This is a genomic window from uncultured Acetatifactor sp. (assembly GCF_948601915.1).
Lineage (GTDB): Bacteria > Bacillota > Clostridia > Lachnospirales > Lachnospiraceae > Acetatifactor.
Map to the genome: position 1 here is coordinate 21174 of NZ_CAPDXS010000057.1, position 8215 is coordinate 29388.

Sequence of the window (8215 nt, forward strand, 5' to 3'; positions counted from 1 at the left end):
CGCCTATAATGTGCCGCAAAGGTAGGCGTAGGCCTTCAGGATGGTTTCCTGGCGCTTCCCGGCGATGAAGTAGAAATCCATCTGCCTGTGGTTCTCCGTATAGAGATAGGAGCCGTAGGCCGGGATGTCGCAGACAAAGGCGGGATGCTCTGTGGCCGCCAGGATGCCGTACCCTCTGTCGGAGAGGAAAAAGGGCAGCCCATCTCCCCCCTGCTGGGAGATATATCTGGCGCCGCCCCGCAGGCTCAAGGAGGGCTGGCCCTTCATGCCGAAGCCGTAGAGGCGTTCGTCCCTGGCCCAGTCCAGGTAGAGCCATGTGCGCTGTTTTCTGTCCGCGGCCGTCTCTATCTGGCGGCATTCCCTGGGGCGCTCCGCCAGCAGCAGCCGGGGCTTCGCCCTCCCCGCGGAATCCTCTTCTTCCGTCAGGGCCAGGTAGCGGACCGCGCCGGTTGCCTTGTCCACCTGGAGCAGCAGTTCATCGGTGGTGAGCTCTACCAGCTTGCCTGTGTCCTTGTACATCCAGAATTTATCCGTCCGGTCTACCGCGATGGCGGGATGAACGGTGCCGTCAGGCTGGCCGCCCCGGAGGAAGGAGACTCTTACGATGGCGCTTCCCACCGGGCTCAGCCGCAGGGTTCCGTAACGGCTCTGGAGGTACAGGCCGTCGGGCTGCTTCGTGACCCAGCGGACGGAGAGGTCGATTTTGGCATGGCCCAGGGGGCGCAGCTTCTCGGTGGGCGGGATGTCGCCGAAGGCCGGAAGCGCCGGGCCGGGGCGGGCGGCGGTTCTTTCCGGAGCTTTCCGGGGCGCGGAGGTTCCCGGGGCTGTATGGCTGCCAGTGGCCGGTTGGGGCGGCTTCGGGCGGCTGTCCTGGGAAAATGCGGATGCCGGGGAAGATGTCCGGCTGCCAGTGGCCGGTCGGGGCGGCTCCGGGCGGGTGCCCTGGGAGAATGCGGGCGCCGGGGAAGCTGTCTGGGAGGCTCCGCTGGCTGGCGCGGCCTTTCCGGGTCTGCCGGAGGGCTCCGGGCCGCCGGTCGGCACAGTGTTCCGCACGATGGAGACCCTGCTCCTGATGGGCGAAGCGCTGACGGCTGCCCGCCTGTCAGATGCTGCCCCTGCGGTCGGCATCCGGCCTGGCCTTTCCGCATCTGGCCTGGCTGCTGCCGATTTTGCGGCAGAACCGCCGCCAATGCCATCGGTGCCTTCTTTTTCTCCGCCGGACAGCCTGCCCGCAGAGGCAGCATCGTCCCTTCCGCCAATTCTCCCTGCCGTTCCCGGGGGCGTGCGCATATCCCGTGAAGAAGACGTATCTGTCATATTTTTGTCCACAGGCTCCGGCGGCGCTTCCTTCCGCTCGGGAACCGGATCCGCAATCAGCCCCGTCAGATCCTTCGTGTGGAGCACGCACAGCTCATGGAGGGCCCTGGTGGCCGCCACGTAGAGGAGCTTGGCATGCCCGTCGTCCACGGGGTACTCCGCCCTTGTGGGGTCCAGGATCAGCACGGTGTCGAACTCCAGCCCCTTGGTATACTCCACCGGCAGCACCATGACGCCGTTTCCGAAGACCGCCTTTTCCAGATCGCTCTCCATGACTTCCAGGTACTGCCCCAGCTCCTTTGCGGCCCAGTTGGCCCCATGCTGGTTCCGGCAGACTACTGCGATAGTATCATGCCCCTTCTCCTGCCATGCCCTGCAGATATCCGCCGCCTCCCGGATGATGTCGCTCTCGCTCCTCTGGAGCACGGCCACCGGGCTGCCGTGGCGGATGATTGGCTCCACGGGATAGCTGGAAAAGCTTCCGTGGTGCAGGATCCTAGTGGCGAAGTCGGAGATTTCCACGGTGTTGCGATAGCTTTTCTTCAAAATACCGAAGCTGTCCATCTGGTCCGGCAGAAGCAGTTCCCGCAGCTCCTCCCAGTCGTTGAGGCCGAAGCCGAAGTGGATGTTCTGGGACACGTCCCCCATGACGGTGTAGGTGCAGTCCTTGATGCAGAAGTGCAGGACGGAGTAGGCCATCATGCCGAAATCCTGGGCCTCGTCGATGACGATGTGGTGGGCCTCGCTGATGACCTCCGTCTCCTTGATCCTCTTGTAGAGGTAGGCCAGGGCCGCCAGGTCGTACACATCGAACTCATCCGCCGGGATGTCCACCGCTTTTCCCTTCAGGGCCTGGAGCTCCAGGAATTTCCGGTACAGGTCGTAGATGGAGCCTTTCCAGACTTTTCCGCCGTACCGGCCCCGATAGGCCTTCAGGATGGCCTTGCGCTCGGGCTCCGTGTACTTCACTCCCTTGCCCAGGAACTCTTCCTTTATCTTGATGATCAGCCGGTCGTTCAGCATGTTGATCTTGTTCTGCATGGAGACCTTCGGGTTCTGGAGGATGTATCGCTCCACGGCTTCGCCGTCCACCAGCAGGATCAGGTCGTGGGGATCGACCTTTTTCCCCACGGTCTCGTCATAGACACCGCTTTTGCCGTCCCGAAGGCCCTCCACGAACTGCCGGGGATTCAGGTAGATGGATTCCCGCAGGATGCCCTCCCATTCCAGCTTGTCGCAGTAGGCCTGGAGGTCCCGGAACCAGCCCAGGCCGCCCTTTATGCTGCCCCGGTCTCCGCTCTGGCCGCCCCTCAGGATGCGGTATCTCTTCTCGTCCCAGTCCTCGTACAGGAGTCTGACGAAGAGCTCCTCCATGGTCATCTGCCGTATGCCGTACACGTCCAGGTCCGGCAGCACGCCCGTGATGTAGTTCAGCAATATCCGGTTGCTCCCCACGATGTAGAAGTCGTCCGGCTTGAAGCGGTCCGGATAATTGTACAGGATAAAGGAGATCCGGTGCATGGCCACGGTGGTCTTGCCGGAGCCCGCCACGCCCTGGACGATGATGTTGTGGTGGGGGGACTTGCGGATGATCTCATTCTGTTCTTTCTGGATGGTGGCCACGATTTCGCTGAGCACGGCCTGCTTGTTCTTGGCCAGATACTTGGTCAGCAGGTCGTCATTGGCCACGACTTCGCTGTCGAAATAGTCCAGGAGCTTGCCGGCTTCGATCTCATAGGTGCGCTTCAGCATCAGCTCGATGTCTATCCTCCTGTCGCCGGGGGCAGTGTAGCTGCATTTTCCCAGTCCGTTCTCGTAATAGGCATTGGCCACGGGAGCACGCCAGTCTATGACGATCTGGTGGGTGGCGTCCTTCGCGATGCCGCCCCGGCCGATATAGAGGGATTCCACTTTGTCCAACGCCTCGTCCCGGAAGACGATCCGCCCGAAATAGGGCTTTCCCTGGGCCTTCTCATTGCGCTCCAGGGCCCGCTTCATGTGCAGGTGCATGGTGGTAAGGTTCTCCAGGGCGTTGATCAGCTCCGGGTTGTCGTCATGGAAATGATCCAGCATGACGTCGATCTCCGTGCTCATGTCATCCACCTGCCTGCCATAGCTTTCCAGATTGTCACGGATGACGGAAAGGGTCTGTTCCAGGAAAGCCTCCTCGGCCTGTCTGGTAGTGCCTTGTATTCGTTCCTCTTGCTTCATCAGTCGCTCCTTCCTTTTGTCAAGATTTTGTCAGTTTCCTGCGTGGGTCAGTCGCGTTCGCCTGTAGATTCAGCGTGTAGTAATAATTATAGGAAAAAAAGAAAAAAATACTAGACTTTTCTTTCATAATTTGGTAAAGTGTTATATAGAATCGTGCCTGAAAAAAGCTGCTGTTGAACAGCAGCTTTTTGACGTTATTTCATATATCCTTGAGGAGCCCCGCAGCCTACAGCTCATCATAAAACGTATAGCCGCACCTTCCGTTCTCCTTCGTGTGGTACAATGCCTGATCCGTCTGCTGGAACAGGTCGTCATAGAATCCCTTTTCCGAAAAAGCGATTCCCACACTGACAGAATATTTCGGGAAAACCGCCTCGTCTTCCGGGTGCTGCAGGATCTCGTTGATTGCTTCTATCTTGCTGCGGATGATTGGCTTTTTGTCCGGGCCTGTCTTTTCCATGATGACAGCGAACTCATCCCCGCCTATCCGGAGGACATAATCCACCTTTCTGAAATTCTCGTCCAGCAGCCTGGCGACTTTGATCAGGGCCTGGTCCCCCACGTCATGTCCGTAATTGTCGTTGATGGACTTGAATACGTCCACGTCGATGATCAGGAACGCGAGAGGTTCGGAGGATATGCGCAGCTGGGACTTCAATTGTTCAAAGGCCTGGCGGTTCAAAAGGCCGGTGAGGGCATCTCGCTCTGCCTTTTTGCGGAGCATGTTCTGCTGCTCCATGGTCATTTCATAGACATTGTTGTATGTAGCAGCCAGGTATTTGAATTCATAGGCACCGGTGATTTCCAGGAAGTTGTTGTTCTTGATGCAGTTCACATAGATCCGGATGGGCCGCAGGATCAGAACCGCTATCATGATATAGGAAAATATGACCAAAATCACCACCAAAACCGTGTAGATGCTCTGGCGGATCAAGGCGTTTTTCATGGTGCCCTCGCTCTCCGCCTGATCCCTCTCGCAGATTTCTATTACGCTCCGGGTGACATCGGACATTTTTGCCTCTATCTGGCCTTTCATGGTCCGGTATTCTTCCCCGAAGACCAGCTCCATGGAAGCGTCCGCCTGCTGCTGCGCCGTCCAGGACAGCTCTTCCTCTGTCAGCTGATAGTCCTGTATCTCCCGGGCAAGGCTGCCCATATCCTCACCGGCCGACAGGGCCGCCAGCTTCATGGAATGGATTTCCAGAACCATGAGCGCGTTGGACAGCTCCATGGCCTCTTTGGATGTGTTCAATGCATCCTCATTCCTTTCACGCAGATGGACCTCCAGCGCCTCCAGCGCCAAATCCCTTCTCCTGGTCTCATGCACCTCCGTAAAATATGCCTCCGCGTAGACATGGTCTTTCGTCACGGCATAGAGGCGTGCCTGGTCTGTAAGGTAGTTGGAGCCGAACAGGAGATCCCTGGCGTCTTCCTGGGCGAAGACATATTCCCTGGTCCGCTGGGCCAGCTCATAATAGTCCTCCATGACCTGAACGATGCCGATTCCGATCAGGACAGATATGATGAGGGTGAACGCCACCAGCCACAGGCTGAGGCTCTGAATCCGAAACCCCTTCAGGACACCTGTATTTTTCTCTTCCGGCAGGCCTGTCTTCTTTTCTTCTGTCATCTCATATGCTCCTCCAGTCATTTTCGCTTCATGAACCCTTACCCATTATAAATTACCATCTTGAAATTTACAAGATTTCAGACGGATAAATTTCAGACAGAATATTGCTTTTTATGCGGCAAATGCCCTGTACGGTTTCCCGTGCAGGGCATTTCGGTCGGACAAGAATCACACAGCGGCAAACCCTTTCTCCAAATCGGCGATGATGTCATCGATATGCTCCGTGCCGATGGAGAGCCGGATGGTGCCAGGCTTGATGCCCTGATCGGCCAGCTCCTCCGCCGTCAACTGGGAATGGGTGGTGGTAGCCGGATGGATGACCAGGCTCTTCACGTCCGCCACATTGGCCAGCAGGGAGAAAATCTCCAGATGGTCGATGAACCTGTAGGCCTCCTCCTGTCCGCCCCTGATCTCAAAGGTAAAGATGGAAGCGCCGCCATTGGGGAAGTATCTCTCATACAGCCTGTGGTCGGGATGGCCCGGCAGGGACGGATGGTTCACACACGCCACCTGGGGATGCCCGGCAAGGTACTCCACCACCTTCTTCGTGTTCTCCGCATGGCGCTCCAGGCGCAGGGATAGGGTCTCCACGCCCTGCAGGAGCAGGAAGGCATTGAAGGGGGAGATGGCAGCGCCGGTATCCCGCAGAAGGATGGCCCTGATATAGGTCACGAAAGCGGCAGGCCCCGCTGCGTCCACGAAGGAGATTCCATGGTAGCTGGGGTTGGGGTCGGCAATCGCGGGATAGTTCCCGCTGGCCTTCCAGTCGAATCTCCCGGAGTCCACGATGATGCCGCCCAGGGTGGTTCCGTGGCCGCCGATGAATTTGGTGGCGGAATGCACCACGATGTCAGCGCCGTGCTCGATCGGCCTGATCAGATAGGGGGTGCCGAAGGTATTGTCGATGACCAGGGGCAGGCCGTGGGCATGGGCAATCTCCGCGATGCGGTCGATGTCCGGGATGTCGCTGTTGGGGTTCCCCAGGGTCTCCAGGTACACCGCTCTGGTCTCAGGACGGATGGCAGCTTCCAGCTGCGCCAGGTCGTGGGCGTCCACAAAGGTGGTGCTGATGCCGTAGTGGGGCAGGGTATGCTCCAGCAGGTTGTAGCTGCCTCCGTAGATGGTCTTCTGGGCCACGATGTGCCCGCCGTCCTGGGCCAGGGCCTGGATGGCGTATGTAATGGCCGCCGCGCCGGAAGCCAGGGCCAGCGCCGCCGCGCCGCCCTCCAGGGCCGCGATCCTCTTCTCCAGCACGTCCTGGGTGGAATTGGTCAGGCGGCCATAGATATTGCCCGCATCCGCCAGGCCGAACCGGGCGGCCGCATGGGCGGAATCCCGGAATACATAGGATGTGGTCTGGTAGATGGGCACGGCCCTGGCGTCTGTGGCCGGATCGGGGCGCTCCTGTCCTACGTGTAGCTGCAGGGTCTCAAATTTGTATTGGCTCATTGTAGTCTCCTCCTTTGGAATGCGCTTTTACATGCTTCTGTAATTCGTTTTCCAGAATACACCTATTTGCCTACTATGTCAATAGGTTTATATAAAAACAGACTTGTAAGAGTTGCAGGAAGAGAGGAATTCTGCTACAATTCTTAGATAAGAAAGAAGACTTAGATAAGTAAAGAAGATCGGAGGTAGTTTTATGGCGGCACAGGGGACGAAACAGGACATGGGAAGCGGCAGCATCCCGAAGCTGATGCTGAATCTGGCGATTCCGGCGGTGGTGGCGCAGCTGATCAACATGCTCTACAATATCGTGGACAGGATCTACATCGGGCACATCCCGGACGCGGGGGCATCGGCGCTGACAGGCGTGGGGCTGTTCCTCCCTATCCTGATGATGATCAACGCCTTCGCCATGCTGGCGGGGTCAGGCGGCGCGCCCAGAGCGGCCATCGCCATGGGGAAGAAGGATCTGGAAAGCGCCCGGAAGATCCTGGGGAACTGTTTTTCCCTGCTGATGATCTTCTCCGTCATGCTGACGGTATTGTTCTATCTCTTTGCGCCGCAGCTGCTCCGGCTTTTCGGAGCCAGCGACGTGACGCTGCCCTACGCTCTGTCCTACGCCCGAATCTATATCCTGGGAATCGTCTTCGTGATGATCGTGATGGGGCTGAATCCTTTCATCACCACACAGGGCTTCGCCAAGTTCAGCATGCTCACCACGGTGGTGGGCGCTGTGTGCAATATCATCCTGGATCCCATCCTGATCTTCGGCCTGGGGATGGGCGTGCGGGGAGCGGCCATCGCCACGGTAATCAGCCAGGCGGTCAGCGCCGTGTGGGTGCTGTGCTTCCTGCGAGGCTCCAGGACGATATTGAAGCTGTCGCTGCGCGACATGAAGCTGGAGGCTCCTGTCATCCTGCCCTGCCTGGCCCTGGGTGTCTCCACCTTCGTGATGCTCAGCACGGAGAGCATCCTGAACATCAGCTTCAACAGCAGCCTCTCCCGCTTCGGCGGGGATGTGGCAGTGGGGGCCATGACAATCATATCCTCCTGCAGCCAGTTGATTACCTTGCCCCTGCAGGGAATCTGCCAGGGCGGCCAGCCCATCATGAGCTACAATTTCGGCGCGGGCAAGAAGGAGCGTGTGAAGCAGGCCTTCCGCTGCCAGTTCACGGCCTGCACGGCCTATGCGTCCCTGATGTGGCTGCTGATGCTGCTCTTTCCGCAGATGTTCGCGGGCATCTTCAGCAGCGACGGGACGCTGGTGGAGTACACGGTGTGGGCCATGCGCATCTATATGGCGGGCATCTTCTCCACAGGGATACAGATCGGCTGCCAGCAGACCTTCATGGCCCTGGGCCAGGCGAAGATCAGCCTGCTGATGGCCTGTCTGCGCAAGCTGGTGCTGCTGATCCCTCTGATCTTCATCCTGCCCCGGATTCTGCCGGATCAGGTCTTCGGCGTGTTCCTGGCGGAACCGGTCAGCGATATCCTGGCAGCCACCGTCACGGCCACCATGCTCTTTACCAGGCTGAACGGAATCCTGGACAGAGGGGCCGGCGGGCAGAAGGCCCAGGCGTGACAGCAAGGCAGGGCTGCGGCCGAACGTGT

Annotated in this window: 4 protein-coding genes; 1 reads left to right on the forward strand and 3 read right to left on the reverse strand. The window is 58.8% G+C overall.

What is annotated here, in order from left to right:
- Positions 1-3: 3 nt before the first annotated feature.
- The 3 genes from Q2B33_RS11520 to Q2B33_RS11530 form a co-directional block, all read right to left on the reverse strand.
- The gene (locus tag Q2B33_RS11520; protein ID WP_300571923.1) at positions 4-3528 is read right to left on the reverse strand and encodes an ATP-binding domain-containing protein; all 3525 of its coding nucleotides are present in this window, start codon (positions 3526-3528) and stop codon (positions 4-6) included.
- A 226-nt stretch (positions 3529-3754) separates the two neighbouring features.
- Positions 3755-5158 carry a diguanylate cyclase gene (locus tag Q2B33_RS11525; RefSeq protein ID WP_300571924.1) on the reverse strand — a complete coding sequence of 468 codons (1404 nt, stop codon included), beginning with the start codon at positions 5156-5158 and terminating at the stop codon, positions 3755-3757.
- Positions 5159-5326: 168 nt separating this feature from the next.
- Positions 5327-6607: an O-acetylhomoserine aminocarboxypropyltransferase/cysteine synthase family protein gene (locus Q2B33_RS11530; protein WP_300571925.1), complete on the reverse strand. Its 1281-nt coding sequence runs from the start codon at positions 6605-6607 to the stop codon at positions 5327-5329.
- 193 nt (positions 6608-6800) lie between these two features.
- Between Q2B33_RS11530 and Q2B33_RS11535 the strand changes: the two genes are divergently transcribed.
- The gene (locus Q2B33_RS11535) at positions 6801-8186 is read left to right on the forward strand and encodes an MATE family efflux transporter (protein ID WP_300571927.1); all 1386 of its coding nucleotides are present in this window, start codon (positions 6801-6803) and stop codon (positions 8184-8186) included.
- Positions 8187-8215 lie beyond the last annotated feature (29 nt).